General features: G+C 68.7%; 22 protein-coding genes and 1 pseudogene. 16 read left to right on the forward strand and 7 right to left on the reverse strand.

Annotated elements, in window-relative coordinates:
• Positions 1-11 precede the first annotated feature (11 nt).
• On the reverse strand, positions 12-1,484 hold the full coding sequence (locus ACQI5H_RS17555) for an LCP family protein (protein ID WP_427080601.1): 1,473 nt from the start codon (positions 1,482-1,484) through the stop codon (positions 12-14).
• A gap of 84 nt (positions 1,485-1,568) precedes the next feature.
• On the opposite strand from ACQI5H_RS17555, the pseudogene rfbD reads away from it, so the two are divergent.
• The 3 genes and pseudogenes from rfbD (at position 1,569) to ACQI5H_RS17570 (ending at position 4,478) form a co-directional block, all read left to right on the forward strand.
• Positions 1,569-2,484, forward strand: a pseudogene (gene rfbD / locus ACQI5H_RS17560) (dTDP-4-dehydrorhamnose reductase).
• Positions 2,477-3,382, forward strand: a complete 906-nt coding sequence (locus ACQI5H_RS17565; RefSeq protein WP_427080602.1) for a glycosyltransferase family 2 protein — start codon at positions 2,477-2,479, stop codon at positions 3,380-3,382. The pseudogene rfbD and the gene ACQI5H_RS17565 overlap by 8 nt, the downstream one beginning before the upstream one ends.
• A gap of 16 nt (positions 3,383-3,398) precedes the next feature.
• Positions 3,399-4,478, forward strand: a complete 1,080-nt coding sequence (locus ACQI5H_RS17570) for a sugar phosphate nucleotidyltransferase (protein ID WP_427080603.1) — start codon at positions 3,399-3,401, stop codon at positions 4,476-4,478.
• Positions 4,479-4,550: 72 nt separating this feature from the next.
• Here the strand turns inward: ACQI5H_RS17570 and ACQI5H_RS17575 are convergent, their stop codons facing one another.
• From ACQI5H_RS17575 to cofD, 4 genes are read right to left on the reverse strand one after another with little or no spacing between them, the layout of a single operon-like run.
• Entirely contained in the window at positions 4,551-5,084 is a 534-nt protein-coding gene (locus ACQI5H_RS17575; RefSeq protein ID WP_427080604.1) for an NUDIX hydrolase, read from the reverse strand.
• Positions 5,081-6,658, reverse strand: a complete 1,578-nt coding sequence (locus ACQI5H_RS17580) for an Eco57I restriction-modification methylase domain-containing protein (protein WP_427080605.1) — start codon at positions 6,656-6,658, stop codon at positions 5,081-5,083. Before ACQI5H_RS17580 ends, ACQI5H_RS17575 begins: the two co-directional genes overlap by 4 nt.
• 10 nt (positions 6,659-6,668) lie before the next feature.
• Positions 6,669-8,033 (reverse strand): coenzyme F420-0:L-glutamate ligase, encoded by a 1,365-nt coding sequence (locus ACQI5H_RS17585; protein WP_427080606.1) that lies wholly within the window; start codon positions 8,031-8,033, stop codon positions 6,669-6,671.
• A complete protein-coding gene (gene cofD / locus ACQI5H_RS17590) occupies positions 8,030-9,043 on the reverse strand; it encodes a 2-phospho-L-lactate transferase (RefSeq protein WP_427080607.1) in 1,014 nt (337 codons plus the stop codon). Before cofD ends, ACQI5H_RS17585 begins: the two co-directional genes overlap by 4 nt.
• Positions 9,044-9,419: 376 nt before the next feature.
• Here cofD and ACQI5H_RS17595 point away from each other — a divergent pair, with 376 nt between their 5' ends.
• Positions 9,420-9,755, forward strand: a complete 336-nt coding sequence (locus ACQI5H_RS17595; protein WP_076057692.1) for a WhiB family transcriptional regulator — start codon at positions 9,420-9,422, stop codon at positions 9,753-9,755.
• Positions 9,756-9,793: 38 nt separating this feature from the next.
• Here ACQI5H_RS17595 and ACQI5H_RS17600 read toward each other — a convergent pair whose 3' ends face one another.
• On the reverse strand, positions 9,794-10,216 hold the full coding sequence (locus ACQI5H_RS17600; protein ID WP_076057693.1) for a metallopeptidase family protein: 423 nt from the start codon (positions 10,214-10,216) through the stop codon (positions 9,794-9,796).
• A gap of 198 nt (positions 10,217-10,414) precedes the next feature.
• Here ACQI5H_RS17600 and ACQI5H_RS17605 point away from each other — a divergent pair, with 198 nt between their 5' ends.
• The 4 genes from ACQI5H_RS17605 (at position 10,415) to manA (ending at position 14,732) form a co-directional block, all read left to right on the forward strand.
• Positions 10,415-10,855, forward strand: a complete 441-nt coding sequence (locus tag ACQI5H_RS17605) for a DUF3499 domain-containing protein (RefSeq protein ID WP_427080608.1) — start codon at positions 10,415-10,417, stop codon at positions 10,853-10,855.
• Positions 10,856-10,976: 121 nt separating this feature from the next.
• Positions 10,977-12,377, forward strand: coding sequence for a phosphomannomutase/phosphoglucomutase (locus ACQI5H_RS17610; protein ID WP_427080609.1), 1,401 nt, complete (start codon positions 10,977-10,979; stop codon positions 12,375-12,377).
• Positions 12,374-13,498: a TobH protein gene (locus ACQI5H_RS17615; protein WP_427080610.1), complete on the forward strand. Its 1,125-nt coding sequence runs from the start codon at positions 12,374-12,376 to the stop codon at positions 13,496-13,498. The genes ACQI5H_RS17610 and ACQI5H_RS17615 overlap by 4 nt, the downstream gene beginning before the upstream one ends.
• Before the next feature lie 7 nt (positions 13,499-13,505).
• Entirely contained in the window at positions 13,506-14,732 is a 1,227-nt protein-coding gene (manA, locus tag ACQI5H_RS17620; RefSeq protein WP_427080611.1) for a mannose-6-phosphate isomerase, class I, read from the forward strand.
• Here manA and ACQI5H_RS17625 read toward each other — a convergent pair.
• Entirely contained in the window at positions 14,710-16,074 is a 1,365-nt protein-coding gene (locus ACQI5H_RS17625; protein ID WP_427080663.1) for an FAD-dependent oxidoreductase, read from the reverse strand. The two genes, manA and ACQI5H_RS17625, sit on opposite strands and share 23 nt — an antisense overlap.
• 91 nt (positions 16,075-16,165) lie before the next feature.
• Here ACQI5H_RS17625 and ACQI5H_RS17630 point away from each other — a divergent pair, with 91 nt between their 5' ends.
• The 8 genes from ACQI5H_RS17630 (at position 16,166) to mtrA (ending at position 23,119) form a co-directional block, all read left to right on the forward strand.
• Entirely contained in the window at positions 16,166-17,662 is a 1,497-nt protein-coding gene (locus tag ACQI5H_RS17630) for an amino acid permease (protein WP_427080612.1), read from the forward strand.
• 88 nt (positions 17,663-17,750) lie between these two features.
• The gene (locus ACQI5H_RS17635) at positions 17,751-19,019 is read left to right on the forward strand and encodes an alkane 1-monooxygenase (RefSeq protein WP_427080613.1); all 1,269 of its coding nucleotides are present in this window, start codon (positions 17,751-17,753) and stop codon (positions 19,017-19,019) included.
• The gene (locus ACQI5H_RS17640; RefSeq protein WP_427080614.1) at positions 19,016-19,195 is read left to right on the forward strand and encodes a rubredoxin; all 180 of its coding nucleotides are present in this window, start codon (positions 19,016-19,018) and stop codon (positions 19,193-19,195) included. Before ACQI5H_RS17635 ends, ACQI5H_RS17640 begins: the two co-directional genes overlap by 4 nt.
• Positions 19,192-19,374: a rubredoxin gene (locus ACQI5H_RS17645; RefSeq protein ID WP_076057702.1), complete on the forward strand. Its 183-nt coding sequence runs from the start codon at positions 19,192-19,194 to the stop codon at positions 19,372-19,374. The genes ACQI5H_RS17640 and ACQI5H_RS17645 overlap by 4 nt, the downstream gene beginning before the upstream one ends.
• 26 nt (positions 19,375-19,400) lie before the next feature.
• The gene (gene alkX / locus ACQI5H_RS17650) at positions 19,401-20,006 is read left to right on the forward strand and encodes a TetR family transcriptional regulator AlkX (protein ID WP_427080615.1); all 606 of its coding nucleotides are present in this window, start codon (positions 19,401-19,403) and stop codon (positions 20,004-20,006) included.
• A 141-nt stretch (positions 20,007-20,147) separates the two neighbouring features.
• Positions 20,148-21,620 carry an adenosylhomocysteinase gene (ahcY, locus tag ACQI5H_RS17655; protein WP_427080616.1) on the forward strand — a complete coding sequence of 491 codons (1,473 nt, stop codon included), beginning with the start codon at positions 20,148-20,150 and terminating at the stop codon, positions 21,618-21,620.
• Positions 21,621-21,719: 99 nt separating this feature from the next.
• Positions 21,720-22,352 carry a dTMP kinase gene (locus ACQI5H_RS17660; RefSeq protein WP_427080617.1) on the forward strand — a complete coding sequence of 211 codons (633 nt, stop codon included), beginning with the start codon at positions 21,720-21,722 and terminating at the stop codon, positions 22,350-22,352.
• 80 nt (positions 22,353-22,432) lie between these two features.
• On the forward strand, positions 22,433-23,119 hold the full coding sequence (mtrA, locus tag ACQI5H_RS17665) for a two-component system response regulator MtrA (RefSeq protein ID WP_007168097.1): 687 nt from the start codon (positions 22,433-22,435) through the stop codon (positions 23,117-23,119).
• Positions 23,120-23,154: the final 35 nt, after the last annotated feature.

Consider the following 23,154-nt stretch of genomic DNA (forward strand, 5'->3'; position numbering starts at 1 on the left):
GCACCGCTTGGTCAGTTTATGCACTCCGGCTTGTCCGAGCCGGCGGTGAGGATCGGCGAGGGCGCCGGGACATTGGGGTCGGCGGCGGCCGCTTGGTCGGAGAGCTTGGCGGGCATGATCGTTCCGCTGCCGGACAGCCCGGAGCCCGGACCGGTGTAGTCGTTGGCCAGCACCACCTTGACCGCTCCGGGTGCCAGCGACGTATCCGGGACCACCGGCAACCCGCCGAGTTCCTTGGACACCTCCTGCGCACCGAGGTCGTCGGTCTTGGCTGCCCGCACCTGGCTGGCCTGCACATGCCCACCGTCGTTGTTGCCCACTGTGCCGGTGGCAAAGCCCTTGGAGCTCAACACATCTGCGACCGCCGCGGCCAGGCCGTTGATGTCGGTGTCGTTGACGACGCTGGCGGTGGTCTTGGCGGGCGTGTACGCGAGCTCCTCGGTCTTGCCCTGGGCCTGATCGTTCAGCAGGCCGGCCACCCAGTCGGCGACCTGGTGCGCGTCCACCCGCACCACGCTTTGGGTGCCGTCGTCACTCCAGCCGGCACCGTCGAGGACCGGGATGGTGGCGAACGCGACGTTGCCGCCGGCGAGCTTCTGCATCTGCTGGACGAAATCCATGACGTCCCAACCCGAGGAGATCACCACAGAGCGCTGGACGGCGGCCTGCAGGCGCTTCACCGTGCCCGGGCTGGACAGCGTCTTACTCGAGATGATCTTGTGGGCCAGCGAGGCCATCACCACCTGCTGGCGCACCACGCGGTCCAGGTCGCCGCGCGGCAGCTCGTGGCGCTGGCGGACGAAGCTGAGCGCTTGCGGGCCGTCGAGCTTTTGCTGGCCGGCGGGAAAGTCGGCGCCCGAGAGTGGTTCGAACACAGGCTCTTTGAGGCAGACGTCGACGCCGCCGAGCGCGTCGGCGATCAACGAGAACCCGAGCAGCCCGATCTCGGCGTAGTGGTCGACGGTGACCCCGGTGAGGTCGGCGACGGTCTTGATCAGGGCATCGCGGCCGGCCTCGGTGCCCTGCGCCGCGGCTTCGGCGGCGGACGCGCCGGCCTTGACGAGGCTGACCCGCTTTGCCTCTCGGGTCTGGCCGTAGACGCCGTTGATCTTCGTCTTGCCCAATCCGGGGGCGGCGACGTAGGAGTCCCGCGGAATCGAGATCGCGGTGGCCGACTTCCCGTTGTTCGGTATCCGGATCAGGATGATGGTGTCGGTGTTGGTGGCTTCTTCGTCGCCGGCCCGCAGCGTTTCCAGTTCCTCGGCCGACAATGGGTTGCCGTGGGCGTCGGTGCGGCTGTCCATGCCGACCAGCAGGATGTCGATCGCGCCGTCGTCGCCGCCCTTGCCCAACGAGGGCGCCGACATGTGGAAGATGCCGTCTTCGAAGGACCGAACGTTGTTCCAGGCGACCCCCGTGCCGATGACGACCAGGACGGCCAGGGCAGTGGCAACCGCACGAACCACACGTTGCACAGGCATCACATTAGGTTACTTGTGACACACACGCTTCTCGGGTAGCCGGCCGCGGCGTGGCCCGCGCTTCTCGGCGCATGCCAGACTCGAGGCATGTCGGGCGGGTCAGGAAGGCTAGTCATCGCCGGTGCCGGTGGGCAGCTCGGCAGCTGCTTGGCGACCCGGGCCGCCGCCCAGGGCCGCGACGTGCTGGCGCTGAGCTCGTCGCAATGGGACATCACCGACCCGGCCGCCGCCGAGCGGATCGTGCGGGACGGCGACGTCGTGCTGAACTGCGCGGCGTACACCGACGTCGACGGCGCCGAGAGCGACGAGGCGGCCGCGTACGCGGTCAACGTCACCGGCCCGGAACACATCGCCGCGGCCTGCGCCCGCGCCGGCGCCCGGCTGATCCACGTCTCCACCGACTTCGTGTTCAACCGCGACCTGGGACCGGACGCCGACGGGGCCGCGCCCCGCCCCTGCGAACCCGGCGACGACACCGCGCCGCAGGGCGTGTACGCCCGCACCAAGCTCGCCGGGGAACGCGCCGTGCTGGCGGCCCTGCCCGACGCGGTCGTGGTGCGCACCGCCTGGGTGTACACCGGCGGGACGGGCCGAGACTTCGTCGCCGTCATGCGCCGGCTGGCCGCCGGGGACGGTCCCGTCGACGTGGTCGAAGACCAGGTCGGCTCGCCCACCTACGTCGGCGACTTGGCCGACGCGCTGCTGCAGGTCGCCGACGACCGCGTGCCCGGGCCCATCCTGCACGCCGCCAACGAGGGCGCGGTCTCGCGATTCGAGCTGGCCCGTGCGGTCTTCGAGGAATGCGGCGCCGATCCGGCGCGGGTGCGCCCGGTCAGCAGCGCACACTTTCCACGGCCGGCGCCGCGGCCGAGCTATTCGGCCCTGTCGAGCCGGCAGTCGGCGGCGGCGGGGTTGCGGCCGCTAAGGCACTGGCGTGCAGCGCTTGTCGCGGCGCTGGCGGCCTCCGGCCAGGGATCGACCGATACGCTCTACGCGTGACTGACGTCCTGCCGGTCGTGACGGTGACCTACTCGCCGGGCCCGCACCTGGAGCGGTTCCTGGCCTCGTTGTCGTTGGCCACCGAGCGTCCGGTCAGCGTGGTGCTGGCCGACAACGGCTCCACCGACGGAACGCCCCAGGCCGCCGTCGAGCGCTATCCCAACGTGCGGCTGTTCGACACCGGCGCCAACCTCGGGTACGGAACCGCGGTGAATCGCGCCGTCGCACACCTCGACGAGGTCGGCCAGCCGTGGGTCGACGACTGGGTGATCGTGGCCAACCCCGACGTGCAGTGGGGCCCGGGCAGCATCGACGCGCTACTGGACGCCGCGACCCGCTGGCCGAGCGCGGGCGCGCTGGGTCCGCTCATCCGGGATCCGGACGGCTCGGTGTATCCGTCGGCGCGGCATCTGCCCAGCCTGATCCGCGGCGGCATGCATGCGGTGGTCGGGCCGTTCTGGAAGCGCAACCCGTGGACGGCGGCATACCGCCAGGAGCGGCTCGAGCCCAGCGAACGGCCGGTGGGCTGGCTGTCGGGATCGTGCCTGCTGGTACGCCGGTCGGCATTCAGCAACGTCGGCGGCTTCGACGAGCGCTACTTCATGTATATGGAGGACGTCGACCTCGGCGACCGGCTCGGCAAAGCGGGCTGGTCGAGCGTCTACGTCCCGTCGGCGGAAGTCCTGCACCACCGGGGCCACTCCACCGGGCATGACCCGGCCAGCCACCTCGCGGCCCACCACAAGAGCACGTACCTTTTTCTGGCCGACCGGCACGCAGGTTGGTTGCGGGCGCCGCTGCGCTGGACGTTGCGGGGATCGCTCGCGGTTCGTTCTCGTCTGATGGTGCGCAGTTCACGGCGCACTTCCCGCAGACGGCGACTGGCAGAAGGGCGGCACTGAGTTGGCTAACCCGTTGATGGCAGGCAATCAAATCGACGCGGTAGTGCTGGTCGGCGGCAAGGGCACCCGGCTGCGGCCGCTGACCCTGTCGGCGCCCAAGCCGATGCTGCCGACCGCCGGGGTGCCGTTCCTCACCCACCTGTTGTCGCGGATCGCCGCGGCGGGCATCGAGCACGTCATCCTGGGCACGTCGTATCAGGCCGCGGTGTTCGAGGCCGAGTTCGGCGACGGTTCCAAGCTGGGTCTGCAGATCGACTACGTGACCGAGGAGCGTCCGCTGGGCACCGGCGGCGCCATCGCCAACATCGCCGGCCAGCTGCGGCACGACACCGTGATGGTGTTCAACGGCGACGTGCTCTCCGGCGCCGACCTGGGGCAGCTGCTGGAATTCCACCGGACCAACTCCGCAGACGTCAGCTTGCATCTGGTGCGGGTGAGCGACCCGCGGGCGTTCGGGTGCGTGACCACCGACGAGCGCAACCGCGTCGTCGCCTTCGTCGAGAAGACGGAGGATCCGCCGACCGACCAAATCAGCGCGGGCACCTATGTCTTCGAACGCCACATCATCGACCGGATCCCGCGCGGTCGCGAGGTCTCGGTCGAACGCGAGGTGTTCCCCTCGCTGCTGGCCGACCCGGACGTCAAGGTGTGCGGCTACGTCGACGCCACGTATTGGCGCGACATGGGCACGCCGGAAGACTTCGTGCGCGGATCGTCCGATCTTGTGCGCGGCATCGCCCCGTCGCCGGCCCTGCACGGCCACCGCGGCGAGCAGTTGGTGCACGATGGCGCGGCGGTGTCGCCCGGCGCGCTGTTGATCGGCGGCACCGTCGTCGGCCGCGGCGCGGAGATCGGCCCGGGCGTGCGCCTCGACGGCGCGGTGATCTTCGACGGCGTCAAGGTCGAGGCGGGCAGCGTGATCGAGCGCTCGATCCTGGGCTTCGGAGTCCGCGTCGGCCCGCGCGCGCTGATCCGCGACGGCGTGATCGGCGACGGCGCCGACATCGGCGCGCGCTGCGAGTTGCTGCGCGGTGCCCGGGTCTGGCCCGGCATTTCCATTCCCGACGGCGGCATTCGCTACTCGTCCGACGTCTAGGTCTCTTTGCGCCGAACGTGCGTCTAGCCGCACGCTCGGCCTCGAACGTGCGGCTGGCCGCACGCTGGGCGGTTACCGAGTCGCTTGGGCGACGAGGTAGGCCAGCGCGTGGTCGGTACCGTCCGGCAAGGCGTCGGCGGGCCACCACTGCAGGTCGTCCGACTCGTCGCTGATCGCGATCTGCGCGCCGGGCGGCGCGTGCGCGACGAATTGCAGGTCGAGGTGCCGCGTCGGCACGCCCAACGAGCACACCACCGGGTGCACATGCACCGCTGCCAGCTCGGGCGCGATGCGCAGGCCGGCGATGCCCGATTCCTCTATGGCTTCGCGCAGCGCCGCGGACACGACGTCGGGGTCGTCCTCGTCGCAATGCCCGCCGAGTTGCACCCAGCGGCCGATTCGGGGGTGAAGGGTCAGCAGCACCCGGCTGCCGCTGTAGTCGAGGACCAACGTCGACGCGGTGACGTGTCCGGGCACGCACTCGCGACGGCAGGCGTCGGCGTGGCCGTGCACGAAGGCCAGCACGGCGTGCCGCAACGAATCCTGCGCCGGATCGGGCGCCCGCCAGTCGGTGAGAATCGAGATCGCGGACTCCCGAACGCTCACCGCGAGCCTCGCTTGGTCCGGCGAGCGCGCAGCGCCGCCCACGCCGACCGGCACTGCGCCACCACATCCGGCGACCAGCCGAGCCCGTCGATCAGGACCTGACGGTCCACCAGGTCCAGCGCCTTGTCGATCTCGTTGGCCTTCAACAAAAGGTCGACGTCGCAGGCGAGTTCGGCGCTGGCATACGTCGGCGGGGGAACGGGCAGCTGCTCGGCTTCCCGCGGCTCCAACTCCAAAATCCCTCCGCCGTAGCTGCGGCCCATGATCTCGGCGAAGGCGAACGTCGCGCTGTTGTGGAATACCGCGGCAAGCGCGCACGCGTCGACGTCGGGGGCCAGCCGGACCCGATGCACGGTGTCGGTGCTCGTCGCCGCGGCGGCGTTGACGGTCAGCCGCGGCGACGTGTGGATCTGGCGCAGCATGAAGAGGTCCGGAATCCACAACGACGGCGTGCCCCACCAGGGCTTGCGGATCGAGCACTTGTAGCCGCGGTGCACCCCGGCGGCCTCACCCGCGGCGATGTGCGCGAGCAGGGCGGGATCGCCCGGGTCACGGGGAGCGTCGAGCAACCAGGTCCGCTGTCCGGCCGCGAGATCGCTTGCGCGGCAGTCGGTGTCGTACACCAGGCCGGAGAGCTGCGCGCTGCGCGAAACCAGCGGGACGCAGTGGGGCGTGAGCGCGAGTTCGCGGGCGTGCGCATCGGTGAAGGTGAAGAAGCTGTTGCGTCCGGTCACGATGCCCACGTCGACGTCGGCCAGCCGGCCGAGCCGGGTCAGGGTGTCGGATCCCTTGAGCGTGCGCAGCAGCCGGATCGCCGCGGGGTCCAGAAAGTACTTCGTCCACTTCTCTTCTTCGTGCAGAAGCGCCGGGGCCGACTCGACGTCAAGCTTGGCATCGGCCAGCGCGTCGGCGTCGGTGAGGTGGACCGTGCGTACCCGCGCGGGCCCGGAACCGACGACGCCGCAGAACAATACGACCTCCTGCAGGATGCCGTCGAACACCAACCGCTCGAACGTCAGCAGCGTGATCGCAGAGAACCGGCTCAGCAGAAAGTCGCGCAACTGCGCGGCGTAGCCGACCTGAAGCAACTCGGCGGGAAGGACCAGGCCCACGCGTCCGCCGTCGCGCGCCAGAACGGTGGCGGCGACGACGAAGGGCACCCAGGCGTTGGTCAACCTGCTGGGGCGCAGGCCCGCGCGCCGCATGAGTTCCAGGGCCGGCTCCCGCTGTTCGGATGCCCAGTTGCCGAACCGGATGTAGGGGGGGTTGCCCGCGACCCCGTCCCAGCCGGCGGCCTCGGTGCGGGCGAGCCAGGTGAACAGATTTTCGGTGTCGACGGGTGCGAACTGCCGCGCCTTGACCGCCTCGCCGGCGACGAGTTCGACGCCGTGTGCCCGGGCGCCGAGCGCAACGAGCTCGCGCAGGATTCGGCCGTCGCCGCAGGAGGGTTCCACGATGCGCGGGCCGGCTTCGCGCACCCAGCGGGCCAGGAACCGGGCCACCGGGGACGGGGTGTAGTAGCCGCCGCGAACCTTGTCGGCCGAGGCCGCCGCCTTGCCCGCGAACGTCGTCATCGGCCCAGTATCACTTGCGGATCAACAGATCCCCGGCGTCCGGCGCCGCGTCGCGCAATCCGGTCGGCTCCGCCGGGTAGCCGATCGCGACGGCGCCCAACGGCTCCCAATCGGCCGGCAGCTCGAGCTCGGCGCGGACTAGGTCGGCGGCGAAGATCGTCGAGCCGATCCAACAGCTGCCCAGGCCGCGCACCGCCAACGCGACCAGCAGCGCCTGCACGGCCGCGCCGACGGCGACCGTGAACATCGTGTGCTCGGCACCGGTGCGGGCGGCATCGGGATACCTGTGCGCGCCGTCGGGGACCAACATCGGGATGACGACCTCGGGTGCGTCGTAGAGGATTTGGCCCCGCGCCACCCGGCGATCTATCGAGTCCACGGGCCGGCCGTCGCCGGCGAGGTCGGCGCGCCACTTGTCCTTCATCCGGTCCAGCAGCCGGGCCCGGATGGCCGGAGTTCGCAGCCACACGAACCGCACCGGCCGGGTGTGGTGGGGGGCCGGTGCCGTGAGGGCCTCGGCGACGGCGGCCTCCACCAGGTCCGGCGGCACCGGCTCGCCGCTGAACCGGCGCACCGATCGGCGCAAGAGTTGGGCCTGCCGACGACCCAGCTCGATCGCTTCGGCGGTGCCGAGCCAGAACAGGTCTTCCTCGCCGGGCCGCAGCAGCTGCCGGGCGGTGGTGCCGTCGTCGGACACGACACGCTTGGGCAGCCCGCGGACCACTGCCACCGGCACGGCGGTCAATTTGCCCTTGACCAGATCGGCGGCGGCCGCGATCTCGTCGGCGATCGCGATCTCGGTGACGATCAGTTCGTTGCCGTGTTGGTCGACGGCCCCCGAATAGCCGTGCAGCACAGCCAGACCCGCCGCGCCGACGGCCGCATCGGTTTGGCCGTTGCGCCAGGCGCGGCCCATCGTGTCGGTGATGACAACGGCGACGTCGACGCCGAGCCGCTCGCGCAACCCGGCGCGCAGCGCGGCCGCGCTGGCGTCGGGGTCGACGGGCAGCAGCGCGAGCTCGTCGCCGCCGACGTTGGAACCGTCCACGCCCGCGGCGGCCTGCACCAGCCCGAGCCGGTTCTCGGTGATCAGGGTCCGGCCCTTGCGCGCGAGCACGCGGACCGCCTCGTCGTCGACCAGCTTGCGCCGCACCCGATCGCGCTCCTCGGCGTCCCGCGGCGCCTGCACCAGCCGGCCCTCGCACTTGGACACCACCTTGCTGGTGACCACCGCGACGTCGCCGTCGCGCAGCCAGGGGGCCGCGGCGGCCAGTGCCGCGCTCAGGTCGTCGCCGGGCCGGAACTCGGGGAGCCCGGGCACGGGCAGGATCTCGATTGCCGCGGCGGTGCCGTGTTCTTTTGAACGGTCGGTCACGCCGTCACGCCCGCAAGGTCCAGCCCGGCGGCGACCATTTCGGCCGTCGCCTTCGGGTCGCTCATCAACAGCGGCACCGAGCGCACCGCGACCCCCTTGATGTCGGCTTTAAAGTTTTCCAAGTCGCCCTCGTGCACCAGCCAGCAATCCAGTATGCCGGTGTCGCGGCGAGCCCCGTAGTGCTGGCCGACCGCTTCCGCGGTGGATTCGACCCCGATCACGGAAAGGCACGCATCGGCCATGCCGCGCAACGGCTTTCCGCCGATGATCGGCGAATAGCCGACGACCGGGGCGGTGGCTCCCCGCAGCGCGCCGCGAATGCCCGGGACGGCCAGGATGGCGCCCACGCTGACCACCGGGTTGGACGGCGCCAGCAGGATGACGTCGGCGTCGCCGATGGCCGCGACCGCTTCGGTTGCGGCGCTGGCCTTTTCGGCGCCGACGAAGGCGAAGCTGTGGGTGGGCACCCGCGCCCGATAGCGCACCCACCACTCCTGGAAGTGGATCGCCCGGCGGCTCCCGTCTGCGGGATCGGTGATCACCACGTGTGTCTCGCAACGGTCGTCGGTGGCCGGTAGCAATCGCGCGCCGGGTTGCCAGCGGTCGCACAGCGCGGTGGTGATCTGCGACAGCGGGTAGCCGGCCTGCAGCATCTGGGTGCGGACCAAGTGGGTGGCAAGATCGCGGTCGCCGAGTTCGAACCAGTCCGGCTGCACGCCGTAACGCGCCAATTCCTCTTTGGCATGCCAGGTTTCGTCGCGGTGACCCCAACCCCGTTGTGGATCGACGCCTCCACCTAAGGTATACATGCAGGTGTCCAAATCCGGGCAGACACGTAAGCCATGGATCCACGCGTCATCACCGATGTTGACGATCGCGGTTAGCTCGTGGCTGGTGGTTTCAGCATCGGGGCGTTGTTGCGCCTTGAACTGACCCAGGCCGAGCAGCTGCTGGACGCCAAGCAGGAACCGGGCGCCACCGACCCCACCGACCAGCGCGGTGACCTTCACATCGCACGACAGTACCGGCCGGCGACGCGCGGCATGCCGGCCACCAAGTGGGCCACAAAAGCCCATTTCGACGAGCACAATTGGGAAGCTTGAGACAGTTGTGACCGACACGCCGAGTGTCAATAACAACAGAAACGCCGAAATTTGATCACGAGATGATATGGAAATGCGCCGAAGTGCTTGACCGGGCAGCTCAACCCGTGTCTAATCACATCAGTGTCATTTCCCGGTTGGCCGGCCGGTTCCGGTGTCGCAGACCGAGATTCGATCACTTGTTCGAATTGTCTGTACATCAGAACAGTGGCATCAAATCACTCTCTCAAAATCAACCTGAGGAGGCGGACGACGCATGTCTTATGAACACCTTCGGGGCGTTATGGCAAGCACACCGCACACCACCATTGGTGCGACGCCGGCGCCAATTGCGCGTCCGCACCTGACCGTGGTTCCCGATGCCCCAGTGGCATTCGAACCCGAGCCCCTGCCGCCGACCGCCGATCAATGGCAGGACCGCGCGCTGTGCGCGCAAACCGATCCCGAGGCCTTCTTTCCCGAGAAGGGTGGTTCCACCCGCGAGGCCAAGAAGATCTGCCTGGGTTGCGAGGTGCGTCATGAGTGCCTGGAATATGCCCTGGCGCATGACGAACGCTTCGGCATCTGGGGCGGTCTGTCCGAGCGCGAGCGCCGTCGCCTCAAGCGCGGCATCATCTGACCCGCTTCAGACCCGCCCAAATCTGACCCCGCCCAGCGTCATTCGTCGTCGATCGTCGGGTCGATGACCGAGGGTTCCACGTCCAGATAGATGGCCACCTGAGCCACCAGGATTTCGTGCAGCAACTCGCCAAGTTCGACGGTGTCCTTCGCCCGTCTCTCGATCGGCTTGCGGAACAACACAATTCGAGCGCGCGTCGCATTGCCGCGGACGTCGACGCCCGCCGGTATCAAGCGGGCCAGCGCGATCGGCCCATCGGCGATGACCTCGGGCGGCCACTGCACACTCTCCGGGTCCTTGGCGGTGATCCGCGGGATTTCGTCGACGGCGACGTCGAGCTCGGACACCCGGTCTTGCCAGCGCCGCTCGATGGGTTCGTATGCCTCCAGCACCGCCATGTCGAACCGCTCGGCCCGGCTGCGCCATCCGGGCACCGTCGGCGGCAATAGCGGACCGCGCATATCGCGGCCCCGTCGTGTGGCCCGGTGTGAAACCGAGCGGCTCCCTGACCGGCCCTGAGACCAGCCACCGCGCGGGGAGCTGCGCGAATCGCCGCGGGAATCATTCACTGGGCCCGATGGTAACGGTTGAACATCGGGGGTCGAACGGTTGCGCGTGTCCGGCGCTTCCGCGGCGTTTGTCCACGATAGCCTTTCGTCGTGAACGTTCCCCGTCGCTGTTGCCGGCCCGGGTGTCCGCACTATGCCGTGGCGACCTTGACGTTCGTCTACTCGGACTCGACGGCAGTGGTAGGCCCGCTCGCCACCGCGCGCGAACCGCATTCCTGGGATCTGTGCGTCGGCCATGCCGGCCGGATCACCGCACCCCGCGGCTGGGAACTGGTGCGCCACGCCGGCCCGCTGCCCAATCCCGACGAGGACGACCTGGTGGCGCTGGCGGACGCGGTGCGCGAGGGCCCAGGCGGTGGCGGGGTGCCCTATGGCGGCGCGACCGCGATGAACGGCTTCTCCGCCGACCCGGCTCTGCGCCCCGCCGGGGCCCATGCCACCGCGCCCAGCGGCGGTGTCCTCGCGCCGCCCGAGCAGCGTTCCGGACGCCGCCGCGGGCACCTGCGCGTGCTGCCCGACCCGGCCGATTAGCGCTACCGCTTAGCACCGCGCACCGTTTGGACCCGTAACCTTGGCGGGCCGATAGGCTGGCCCCAAAGAGTCCAAGAAGAGTCCAGAAGAGTCCAAGCAAGTAGTCGTCAGGAGCCTCCGCATGTCCCGGCCCGCCGCGGCTATCCACCGTGTCATCAAGGCTTACGACTTACGCGGGCTGGTGGGCGAGGAGATCGACGATTCGTTGGTCGCCGACGTCGGCGCCGCGTTCGCCAGATTGATGCGCGCCGACGGGGCGCGACGGGTGGTCGTCGGCCGCGATATGCGGGACAGCTCGCCGTCGCTCGCCGCGGCGTTCGCGGCGGGGGTGAACAGCCAGGGCCTCGACGTCGTGCGCATCGGTTTGTCGTCTACCGATCAGCTGTACTTCGCTTCGGGACTGTTTGACTGTCCGGGCGCGATGTTCACCGCGAGCCACAACCCGGCGGCCTACAACGGCATCAAGCTGTGCCGGGCGGGGGCCAAACCCGTCGGCGCGGACACCGGCCTGAGGGTGATCAGCGACGACGTGATCGCCGGGGTACCAACCTATGACGGGGCGCCGGGCGATATCTCCGATCGCGACGTGCTCGCGGACTACGGCGAGTTTCTGCGCTCACTGGTGAACACCTCGGGGCTGCGTCCGTTGCGGGTGGCGGTGGACGCCGGTAACGGCATGGCCGGGCACACCGCGCCCGCCGTGCTGGGTGCGATCGACTCGATCACGTTGTTGCCGTTGTACTTCGAGCTCGACGGTTCGTTCCCCAACCACGAGGCCAATCCGCTCGACCCGGCGAACCTGGTGGACCTGCAGAAGTACGTGCGCGAGACCGGCGCCGACATCGGGCTGGCCTTCGACGGCGACGCCGACCGCTGCTTCGTGGTCGACGAACGCGGGATGCCGGTTTCGCCGTCGACGGTGACCAGCCTGGTGGCCGCACGGGAGCTCGGCCGCGAGATCGGCGCCACCGTGATCCACAACGTGATCACCTCGCGCGCGGTGTCCGAATTGGTCACCGAGCGCGGCGGCACCCCGCTGCGCTCACGGGTCGGGCATTCCTACATCAAGGGGTTGATGGCCGAGACCGGGGCGATTTTCGGCGGCGAGCACTCGGCGCACTACTACTTCCGCGACTTCTGGGGCGCCGACTCCGGGATGCTGGCCGCGCTGTACGTGCTGGCCGCGCTCGGCGAGCAGGACCGGCCGCTGTCGGAGCTGACCGCCGACTACCAGCGCTACGAATCCTCCGGCGAGATCAACTTCAAAGTCGACGACGCGTCGCGGTGCGTGGACGCCGTGCTGAAGTCGTTCGGCAGCCGGATTCACTCCATCGACCACCTGGACGGGGTGACCGTGGATTTGGGCGACGGCAGCTGGTTCAACCTGCGCACCTCCAACACCGAGCCGCTGCTGCGGCTCAACGTGGAGGGCCGCAGCACCGAGGATGTCGACGCGGTGGTCCAGCAGATCAGCGTCGAGATCGCCGCGATCGCCGGCCAAACCCCAGAGGCCGCGCGGTGAACGCCACCCGGGCGATCGATCTCGAGGACACCGACGGCCTGCTCGAGGCCGACCGGGCGGGCCTGTTGCGGGCCGCGTCGTCGGCCGGCGCGCAGGTGCGCGCCATCGCGGCGGCGGCCGAGGAAGGCGCGCTGGATTCGCTGCGCATCGACGACCGGCCGCGCAGCATCATCTGGGTGGCCGGCCGCGGCACCGCCGAGACCGCCGGGACGCTGCTGGCCGCGACGCAGGGCGGCGCCGCGTCGGCGCCGATCGCGCTCGCCGGCGACGCGCCGCCGTGGATCGGCCCGCTCGACGTGCTGGTCGTCGCGGGCGACGACCCCGGCGATCCCGCGCTGGTCGGGGCCGCCGCGACCGGGGTGCGCCGCGGGGCCCGGGTCGTCGTGGCGGCGCCCTACGAGGGCCCGCTGCGCGACTCCACGGCCGGGCGCGCCGCGGTGCTGCAGCCGCGCCTGTCGGTTCCCGACGAGTTCGGATTGCCCCGGTACCTGGCCGCCGGCCTGGCCGTGCTGAAGAGCGTGGACCCCGCGCCGGACATCGACCTGGCGCTGCTCGCCGACGAGCTGGACGCCGAGGCGCTGCGCAACAGTGCAGCCCGCGAGCTATTCACCAACCCCGCCAAGATGATCGCCGCGCGCATCTCCGACGCCCAGGTGGCGCTGGCCGGCGACTGCGCCGCGACGCTGGCGCTGGCCCGGCACGGCAGTTCGGTGCTGTTGCGGATCGCCCACCATGTGGCCGCCGCGACCGGCCTTGCGGATGCGGTGGTGGCGCTGCGCGCGAGCTCGGAGTCGGGGTCCGGGTTTGGCCAAGCGCCGTCCGCCGTGGATGCTCTCTTTCACGACGAGCAAATCGACGGGCCGCTGCCCGAGCGGCTGCGGGTGCTCGCGCTCACGTTGGCCGTCGAGCGGACGGTGGTGGCCGCCCGCGTCGCCGGGCTCAACGAGGTCTACCTGATCGCGGCCGAGGATGTGCCCGAAGCGCCCGGGGGTGTGGGCGGGTCCGCCGGTCTGGTCGGGGCGTCCGCCCCGGGCGGTGCCGCACGCGCCGAGCAGCAACTGGCAGTATTAGCCGTTCGGCTGGAGATGGCCGCCGTTTACTTGAGACTGGCGCGGGGATAGATAAACAGTGGAACTGCTTCGCGGGGCGTTACGGACGTACGCATGGGGATCGCGCACCGCCATCGCCGAATTCACCCGGCGCTCGGTGCCGGCCGCGCACCCGGAAGCCGAACTCTGGTTCGGGGCACACCCCGGCGACCCGGCCTGGCTGGAAACGGAGCAGGGCGAAATCTCGTTGATGGAGGCGCTGGTCGCCGATCCCGAGGGACAGCTCGGTTCCTCCTCGCGCGGCCGCTTCGGTGATGTGCTGCCGTTCTTGGTCAAGGTGCTGGCGGCCGACGAGCCCCTGTCGCTGCAGGCTCACCCGAGCGCCGAGCAGGCGGTCGAGGGCTATCTGCGTGAGGAACGGCTGGGCATTCCGGTGTCCTCGCCGGTTCGCAACTATCGCGACACCTCGCACAAGCCCGAGTTGCTGGTGGCGCTGGAGTCGTTCGAGGCGCTGGCCGGATTTCGCCCGGTGTCGCGCACCGTTGAGCTGCTGCGGGCGCTGGCGGTTTCCGACCTCGACCCCTACATCGATCTGCTGAACGACCAGTCCGACGCCGACGGGCTGCGCGCGTTGTTCACCACCTGGATCACCGCGCCGCAGCCCGACCTCGACGTGTTGGTGCCCGCCGTGCTGGACGGCGCCATCCAGTACGTCAGCTCGGGCGCAACGGAATTCGCCGCCGAGGCCAAGACGGTGCTGGAACTCGGGGAGCGCTATCCGGGCGACGCCGGTGTGCTGGCGGCGCTGTTGCTCAACCGCGTCACGCTGGAACCGGGCGAGGCGATCTTCGTGCCGGCCGGCAACCTGCACACCTATCTGCGCGGTTTCGGGGTGGAGGTTATGGCCAACTCCGACAACGTGTTACGCGGTGGGCTCACCCCAAAGCACGTCGATGTGCCCGAACTGCTGCGGGTGCTGGACTTCGCCCCCACCGCCGAAGACCGGCTGCGGGCGTCGACGCGCCGCGAAGGTCTCGGCCTGATCTACGAAACGCCGACCGATGAGTTCGCGGTCGCGCTGTTGGTGCTCGACGGCGAGAACCTCGGCCACGAAGTCGACGCGTCGTGCAGCCACGAGGGGCCGCAAATCCTGTTGTGCAGCGAGGGTTCCACGACGGTGCACGCAAAGTCCGGATCGCTGACGCTGGAACGCGGAATGGCGGCGTGGGTTGCGGCCGACGACGGCCCCATCCGGCTGGTGGCGCGCGAGCCCGCGAAGCTGTTCAGGGCGACCGTGGGGCTGTGACGGCCCCCCGGCGCTCGCGCAGCCACAGCCGCATGTTGTGCGCCACGGTACGGCCGATGATCCGTGGCGGCGGGATCATATAGAGGCTGTCGAGAAGCGAGAACCGGCGCAAAAACCATTCCGCGAGAACGGGTTCGGTTTCGGCGGCCCCGAGGAATTGGTCGAACAGCGCGCCCGAGGGACGCCACCACCACGGGAAGGGCTCCTTGGTACCGGCGTGATGGAACGCGATGTCGCCGATCGCGTTCATGATCCACACGGGGTAGGTGGTCTTGGCCGTGGCCCGGTTGAGTTCCTGGGCCAGTTGGTTTTCCGGGAATTGCAGAGCCCGCCGCAGATGACCGGCCTGCAGTGACGTCATCGTCATCCCCTGCCCGAAGGTGGGGTTGAAGCTGGCGACGGCATCGCCGAACGGGATGATCCCGCCGGGAAAGCGGTCCAGCTTGTCATAGCGGCGCCACCTGCTGGCCGGAAAGGCATGGAACGCCGGCTCGCCGAAGGGTTCGGCTCGCGCCAGTGCGTCGGTGAAGTGGTCCGGCAGCAGCTTGTCCGCTAGCGCCAGCATCTCGGGGAATGTCCGCGGCGGCTTGGCATCGGCCACCCCGAAGGTGGTGAGCACCCAGGTCCCGTCCTCGTAGCACAGCATCCCCAGCCCCAGCGACTCGTCATGGGAAGCGCCGGCGACGACCACCTTTTCGGCGATCAGGCCGTCGGGGATGCGGAACTGCTGGGTGGCGTAGTTGATGCCGATATCCACGATTTCCTCGGTGGGGCGCGCATATCCCCACTGCGACAACCACACCGGCAGTCGGGTGCCTCGACCGGCCGCGTCGACGACGAGGTCGGCGCGCACGAACTCCGGCTCCCCGGCCTCGTGGTCGGCGGGGTCCAGCAGCACACCGGTCACGCGCTGCCGGGCTGCCTCGAACCGCGGCTCGGCCACCGACCGCCGGACGATCTTGACGTTGTCGAGGTCTTCGACCCGCTTGCGCAACTGCCACTCCAGGTGCGGCCGGCTGGGCACGTACGCGGTGAACTCGTCGCGGAGGGTGCTGCCCGTCCCGAGGACGTGGCCCGCCGCGCCGAGGTAAATGCAGTCCGGGCGGTTCTCCAGCATGGGCACGCCCGCGGCCACCATGTCCTTCAGCAGGCCCGGGAACAGGTCTTCGAACTCCATGGCGCCGCGGGCCATCAGCATGTGCAGGTGCCGGTCCTGGGGTACCGTCGCGCGGTTCGCCGGTGTGCTCGGCAGCTCGTCGCGCTCGTAGAGGGTCACCGCGGCATAGCAATCCGAGAGCACCCGCGCGGCGCACAGCCCGGCGATGCTCGCCCCGATGACCACGGCGTGGTTCCTCGTGGTTGCTGCGCTGTGGGGCATCCCCGCAGACTACCCACTAGGGTGCGGACCAATGGGTGACGGAAGGGGCGAGCGAATGGCCAATCGCTGGCGCATGAAGTCGGTCGAACAGTCGATCGCCGACACCGACGAGCCGGGCACCCGGCTACGCAAGGACCTGACCTGGTTGGATCTCGCGGTGTTCGGGGTCGCGGTGGTGATCGGCGCGGGCATCTTCACGGTCACCGCGTCGACAGCCGGCGACATTACCGGGCCGGCGATCTGGATCTCGTTTGTGATCGCCGCGGTTGCGTGCGCGCTGGCGGCGTTGTGCTACGCCGAATTCGCGTCGACGCTGCCGGTGGCGGGCAGCGCGTACACCTTCTCCTACGCCACCTTCGGGGAGTTCGTCGCCTGGATCATCGGCTGGAACCTGGTGCTGGAGTTGGCGGTCGGCGCGGCCGTCGTCTCCAAGGGTTGGTCGAGCTACCTGGGCACGGTGTTCGGATTCGCAGGGGGCACAGTCAGACTCGGTTCGATCCAGGTCGACTGGGGCGCGCTGGTAATTGTCTCGATGGTCGCCACCCTGATCGCCTTGGGGACCAAGTTGTCGTCGAGGTTCTCCCAGGTGATCACCGCCATCAAGGTGTCGGTGGTGATCCTGGTCGTGGTGGTCGGCGCCTTCTACATCAAACCGGCGAACTACTCGCCGTTCATTCCGAAGCCGGAAGTCGGGGGGGACGCGTCGGGCGTCAACCAGTCGGTGTTGTCGCTGCTGACCGGGGCGCACAGCAGCCACTACGGCTGGTTTGGCGTCCTGGCGGGGGCGTCGATCGTGTTCTTCGCGTTCATCGGCTTCGACATCGTCGCGACCATGGCCGAGGAGACCAAGGAACCGCAGCGCAATGTCCCGAAGGGGATCCTCGCGTCGCTGGCGATCGTGACGGTTCTGTACGTCGCGGTCTCGGTGGTGCTTTCCGGAATGGTCTCCTACACCCAGCTCAAGACCGCCCCCGGCGGCAAGTCCGCGAACCTGGCTACCGCGTTCACCGCGAACGGGTTGACGTGGACTAGCAAAATCATCTCCGTGGGGGCGTTGGCCGGCCTGACCACCGTCGTGATGGTGCTGATGCTCGGGCAGTGCCGGGTGCTGTTCGCGATGGCGCGCGACGGGCTACTGCCGCGGCCGCTGGCCAAGACCGGTTCGCGCGGAACGCCGGTCCGGATCACCGTGCTGGTCGCGGTGGTGGTGGCGGCGACGGCGGCGGTGTTCCCGATTAACAAGCTCGAGGAGATGGTCAACGTCGGGACGCTATTCGCGTTCGTCCTGGTGTCCGCCGGTGTCATCGTGTTGCGCCGGACCCGACCGGACCTGCAGCGCGGATTCAAGGCCCCAGGCGTGCCGTGGCTTCCGATCGCGTCGATATGCGCGTGCGCGTGGCTGATGGTCAACCTCACGGCGCTCACCTGGGTTCGCTTCGCCGTGTGGCTTGTGGTCGGGACCGCGATTTACGTCGGCTACGGCCGATGGCATTCGGTGCAGGGCCGCCGAGACGTCGAACAGACTCGAACGGCGGAAGTCTTTACAAAATAGGTCTGTATGTCTAGACAGGAGACGCAGCGGGGCGTATTGTCCAACTCCAAGTGGCATGAATGCGGCATGACTCAAGGAGGTTTGGCATATGACCACCCTGCGGCCCGAGGCACCGGCGGCTGATGCGCCCGTTTGGCGGGACAAGAAGCGTCACCTGTGGCTGATGGGACTGATCGCCCCGACGGCGCTGTTCGTGATGCTGCCGATCATCTGGGGGTTGAATCAGCTCGGCTGGCACGCCGCCGCGCAGGCGCCGCTGTGGATCGGGCCCATCCTGCTTTACGTCCTGCTGCCCATCCTCGATCTGCATTTCGGGCCCGACGGGCAGAATCCGCCCGACGAGGTGATGGAACGGCTGGAGAACGACAGGTACTACCGCTACTGCACCTACATCTACATCCCGTTCCAGTACGCCAGCGTGGTGCTGGCCGCCTACTTGTTCACCGCGTCGAACCTGCACTGGCTGGGTTTCCCGGACTCCCAAGGCGGGCTGGGCTGGCTCGGCAAGATCGGCCTCGCGCTGTCCGTCGGTGTGCTCGGCGGCGTCGGCATCAACACCGCGCATGAAATGGGGCACAAGAAGGATGCGCTGGAGCGGTGGCTGTCCAAGATCACCCTGGCGCAGACCTGCTACGGCCACTTCTACATCGAGCACAACCGCGGCCACCACGTGCGCGTCTCCACCCCGGAGGACCCGGCGTCGGCCCGCTTCGGCGAGACGTTCTGGGAGTTCTTGCCGCGCAGCGTCTTTGGCGGCCTGCGTTCCGCCGTTTCCCTCGAGGCCCAGCGGATACGCCGGCAAGGCTCGAACCCGTGGAATCCCAAGACGTACCCGTCCAACGACGTGCTCAACGCCTGGGCGATGTCGGTCGTGTTGTGGGCCGCGCTGATCGCGGTGTTCGGGCCGGCGCTGATCCCGTTCGTCGTGATCCAGGCGGTCTTCGGCTTCAGCCTGCTCGAGAACGTCAACTACCTCGAGCACTACGGACTGCTGCGGCAACGCAATGACACCGCTTCTGGGAAAGGCCGCTACGAGCGCTGCGCCCCGGCGCACAGCTGGAACTCCGACCACGTGGTCACCAACCTGTTCCTGTATCACCTGCAGCGGCACAGCGATCACCACGCCAACCCGACCCGGCGATACCAGACGCTGCGCAGCATGGCGGGCTCGCCGAGCCTGCCCAGCGGGTACGCGTCGATGATTTCGCTGACCTACTTCCCGCCGCTGTGGCGCAGGGTGATGGATCATCGCGTGCTCGAGCACTACGACGGCGACATCACCCGGGTCAACCTGCAGCCGCGGCTGCGCGCGAAGCTGCTGGCGACGTGCGGCGCCCCGGAAGGGGCCGCGGCATGATCGCCTACCGCTGCCCCGGTTGCGCCTATACCTACGACGAAGCGAAAGGCGCTCCGCGGGAAGGGTTTCCCGCGGGCACGCCCTTCAGTGACATCCCCGACGACTGGTGCTGCCCCGACTGCGCGGTGCGCGAGAAGGTCGACTTCGAACCCACAACCATAGGAGTGAATCAGTGAGCGACTACAAGCTCTTCATCTGCGTCCAATGCGGATTCGAGTACGACGAGGCCAAGGGCTGGCCGGAAGACGGCATCGCGCCCGGCACCCGATGGGACGACATCCCCGAGGACTGGAGCTGCCCCGATTGCGGCGCGGCAAAATCCGACTTCGAGATGGTGGAGGTTGCTCGATCCTGAGCGTCCCAACAACTAATGTCGCGCCTGTGAAGCGGGTGCCGTACGCCGAGGCGTCCCGCGCCCTGTTGCGCGACTCGGTGCTGGACGCGATGCGGGAGCTGCTGCAGACGCGAGACTGGTCCGCCATCACGCTGTCCGACGTCGCCCGCTCCGCCGGCATCAGCCGGCAGACCATCTACAACGAGTTCGGCTCGCGGCAGGGCCTGGCGCAGGGATACGCCCTGCGCCTGGCCGATCGCCTGGTCGACGCCGTCCACGCCGCCATCGACGCCAACGTCGGCAACATCTACGAAGCGTTCCTGCAGGGCTTTCGTTCCTTTTTCGCGGAGTCGGCGGCCGACCCATTGGTGATCTCGTTGCTGACCGGCGTCGCGAAGCCCGACCTGCTGCAGATCATCACCACCGACAGCGCGCCCATCATCACGCGCGCGTCGGCGCGCTTGACCACCGCGCTCACCGAAAGCTGGGTGGCCACCAGTGAAGAGGACGCCGGGGTGTTGGCTCGGGCGATCGTCCGGCTGGCGATGAGCTATGTGTCCATGCCCCCCGAGGCCGATCATGATGTGGCGCGGGATCTGGCGCGGCTGATGACGCCCTTCGCGGAGCGGCACGGGGTCGTCAAGCTTCCCTGATCCTTCCCTGAGCCCGCCCTGATCCTTCCCTGATCCCTGGGGCCGCCGCGACGGCGACTACAGTGGCGGAAGAACATACCTAAGCTAAGTACCGCTTGAATCCGGTGCGCCTTTAGAAGCCCAAGAAGGATGAAACACGCTATGACGACGACCGAAAACGCGCTCACTCCCGACGTTCGCAACGGCATCGAGTTCAAGGTCGCCGACCTGTCGCTGGCGGAATACGGCCGGCGCGACATCGAGCTCTCCGAGCAGGAGATGCCCGGGCTGATGTCGCTGCGCCGTGAGTACGCCGAAGTGCAACCGCTGAAGGGCGCGCGGATCTCGGGCTCGCTGCACATGACGGTGCAGACGGCCGTGCTCATCGAGACACTCGTCTCGCTGGGCGCCGAAGTCCGCTGGGCCTCGTGCAACATCTTCTCCACCCAGGACCACGCCGCCGCGGCGATGGTCGTCGGCCCGCACGGCACCCCCGAGGAGCCCAAGGGCGTGCCGGTGTTCGCGTGGAAGGGCGAGACGCTCGAGGAGTACTGGTGGGCCGCCGAGCAGATGCTGACGTGGCCCGACGAGCCGGCCAACATGATTCTCGACGACGGCGGCGACGCGACCATGTTGGTGCTGCGCGGCGCGCAGTACGAGAAGGCCGGCGTCGTGCCCCCGGCGGAGGACGACGACCCCACCGAGTGGAAGGTCTTCCTGGATCTGCTCCGCCGCCGCTTCGAGACCGACAAGGACAAGTGGACCAAGATCGCGGAGTCGGTCAAGGGCGTCACCGAGGAGACCACGACCGGCGTGCTGCGGCTCTACCAGTTCGCGGCGGCCGGTGACCTGGCTTTCCCGGCGATCAACGTCAACGACTCGGTCACCAAGTCCAAGTTCGACAACAAGTACGGCTGCCGCCACTCGCTGATCGACGGCATCAACCGCGGCACCGACGTGCTGATCGGCGGCAAGAAGGTGCTGGTCTGCGGCTACGGCGACGTCGGCAAGGGCTGCGCGGAGTCCGTCAAGGGCCAGGGCGCGCGCGTCGTCGTCACCGAGGTCGACCCGATCAACGCGCTGCAGGCCCTGATGGAGGGCTTCGACGTCAAGCGGGTCGAGGACGCGATCGGCGAGGCGGACATTGTCATCACCGCGACCGGCAACAAGGACATCATCACGCTGGCCCACATGAAGGCGATGAAAGACCACGCGGTGCTGGGCAACATCGGGCACTTCGACAACGAGATTCAGGTCTCCGCACTGGAAAAGTCCGGCGCCACCAAGGTGAACATCCGGCCGCAGGTCGACCTGTGGACGTTCCCCGACAGCGGCAAGTCGATCATCCTGCTCTCCGAGGGGCGGCTGCTGAACCTCGGCAACGCCACCGGCCACCCGTCGTTCGTGATGAGCAACAGCTTCTCCAACCAGGTGATCGCGCAGATCGAGCTGTGGACCAAGAACGACGAGTACGACAACGAGGTGTACCGGCTGCCCAAGCACCTCGACGAGAAGGTGGCCCGCATCCACGTCGAGGCGCTGGGTGGTGAGCTGACCAAGCTGACCAAGGAGCAGGCCGAGTACATCGGCGTCGACGTCGACGGTCCGTACAAGGCCGACCACTACCGCTACTGAGCTGACGCACCCCGTATCCGCCGAACGTGACGCCACAGTCACGTTCGGCGCCGAGAGTGACTGCAGCGTCACGCTCGAGGCAGCGGATAGGCTCGCGGCGTGCTGATCGCGATCGAAGGGGTCGACGGCGCCGGCAAGCGGACGTTGTCCGAGGGCTTGCGTAAAGCGTTCGAAGCCGCCGGGAAGTCGGTCGCCACGCTGGCCTTCCCGCGCTACGGGCAGTCGGTGACCGCCGACATCGCCGCGGAGGCACTACACGGCGAGCACGGCGACCTCGCTTCGTCGGCGTACGCGATGGCCATGCTCTTCGCGCTCGACCGCGCAGCGGGGATCGGCGAGATCGAGCGGTTGAGCGCCGAGCACGACGTGGTGATCCTGGACCGTTACGTCGCCTCCAACGCGGCCTACACCGCTGCCCGTCTGCGCCAGGACGCGGCGGGCGCCGCGGCGGACTGGGTGCAGCGGCTGGAATATGAGCGACTGGGGTTGCCCACGCCGGACTGCCAGGTGCTGCTCGCGGTGTCCGCCGAACTCGCCGCGCAGCGGGCGCGCCATCGCGCCGAATCGGAGCCGGGCCGGGCGCGCGACAGCTACGAACGCGACGACGACCTCCAGCAGCGCACCGGAGCGGTGTACGCCGGTTTGGCCGCCGCGGACTGGGGCGGGCGCTGGCTCGTCGTCGACGCGGACGTCGATCCGGGCAGGCTGGCGGCCGATTTGATGGCCAGATAGCACAAATTTGTCACGATTTGGCCCTATCGAATGAGAAACGCCCGTGTGGCGCCCGAGTTTTGTCCCGATTCGGTGACACCATGGACTCCATGAGGCAAAGGATCTTGGTCGTCGATGACGACGCTTCGCTGGCGGAGATGCTGACCATCGTGCTGCGTGGGGAGGGCTTCGACACCGCGGTCATCGGTGACGGCACCCAGGCCCTGACCGCGGTGCGCGAGCTGCGCCCCGATTTGGTGCTGCTGGACCTGATGTTGCCCGGCATGAACGGCATCGACGTGTGCCGGGTTCTGCGCGCCGACTCCGGCGTGCCGATCGTCATGCTGACGGCCAAGACCGACACCGTCGACGTGGTGCTGGGTCTGGAGTCGGGCGCCGACGACTACATCATGAAGCCGTTCAAGCCCAAGGAGCTGGTCGCCCGGGTGCGCGCGCGGCTACGGCGCAACGACGACGAGCCCGCCGAGATGCTGTCGATCGCCGACGTCGAGATCGACGTCCCCGCACACAAGGTCACTCGCAATGGCGAGCAGATCTCCCTGACCCCGCTGGAGTTCGACCTGCTGGTCGCGCTGGCACGCAAACCACGCCAGGTGTTTACTCGTGATGTGCTGCTCGAACAGGTATGGGGATACCGGCACCCAGCGGATACCCGCTTGGTAAACGTGCATGTCCAGCGTCTACGGGCCAAGGTCGAAAAAGACCCTGAGAACCCGACAGTGGTGTTGACCGTTCGAGGAGTGGGATACAAGGCCGGACCTCCGTGATCCGCGCCGGCGACGATGCCGAGCGTCGCGAGGAG

This window comes from Mycobacterium heidelbergense (assembly GCF_050205645.1).
In the GTDB taxonomy this organism is placed as follows: domain Bacteria; phylum Actinomycetota; class Actinomycetes; order Mycobacteriales; family Mycobacteriaceae; genus Mycobacterium; species Mycobacterium heidelbergense_A.

Excerpts from the sequence above, each read along its gene's own strand:
- ACQI5H_RS17635 (WP_427080613.1), top strand. The coding sequence starts at position 17,751 with ATGACCACCCTGCGGCCCGAGGCACCGGCGGCTGATGCGCCCGTTTGG.
- ACQI5H_RS17570 (WP_427080603.1), top strand. The coding sequence starts at position 3,399 with ATGGCAGGCAATCAAATCGACGCGGTAGTGCTGGTCGGCGGCAAGGGC.
- ACQI5H_RS17630 (WP_427080612.1), top strand. The coding sequence starts at position 16,166 with ATGGCCAATCGCTGGCGCATGAAGTCGGTCGAACAGTCGATCGCCGAC.
- ACQI5H_RS17640 (WP_427080614.1), top strand. The coding sequence starts at position 19,016 with ATGATCGCCTACCGCTGCCCCGGTTGCGCCTATACCTACGACGAAGCG.
- ahcY (WP_427080616.1), top strand. The coding sequence starts at position 20,148 with ATGACGACGACCGAAAACGCGCTCACTCCCGACGTTCGCAACGGCATC.
- ACQI5H_RS17580 (WP_427080605.1), bottom strand. The coding sequence starts at position 6,658 with ATGACGACGTTCGCGGGCAAGGCGGCGGCCTCGGCCGACAAGGTTCGC.
- mtrA (WP_007168097.1), top strand. The coding sequence starts at position 22,433 with ATGGACTCCATGAGGCAAAGGATCTTGGTCGTCGATGACGACGCTTCG.
- ACQI5H_RS17600 (WP_076057693.1), bottom strand. The coding sequence starts at position 10,216 with ATGCGCGGTCCGCTATTGCCGCCGACGGTGCCCGGATGGCGCAGCCGG.
- ACQI5H_RS17595 (WP_076057692.1), top strand. The coding sequence starts at position 9,420 with ATGGCAAGCACACCGCACACCACCATTGGTGCGACGCCGGCGCCAATT.
- ACQI5H_RS17610 (WP_427080609.1), top strand. The coding sequence starts at position 10,977 with ATGTCCCGGCCCGCCGCGGCTATCCACCGTGTCATCAAGGCTTACGAC.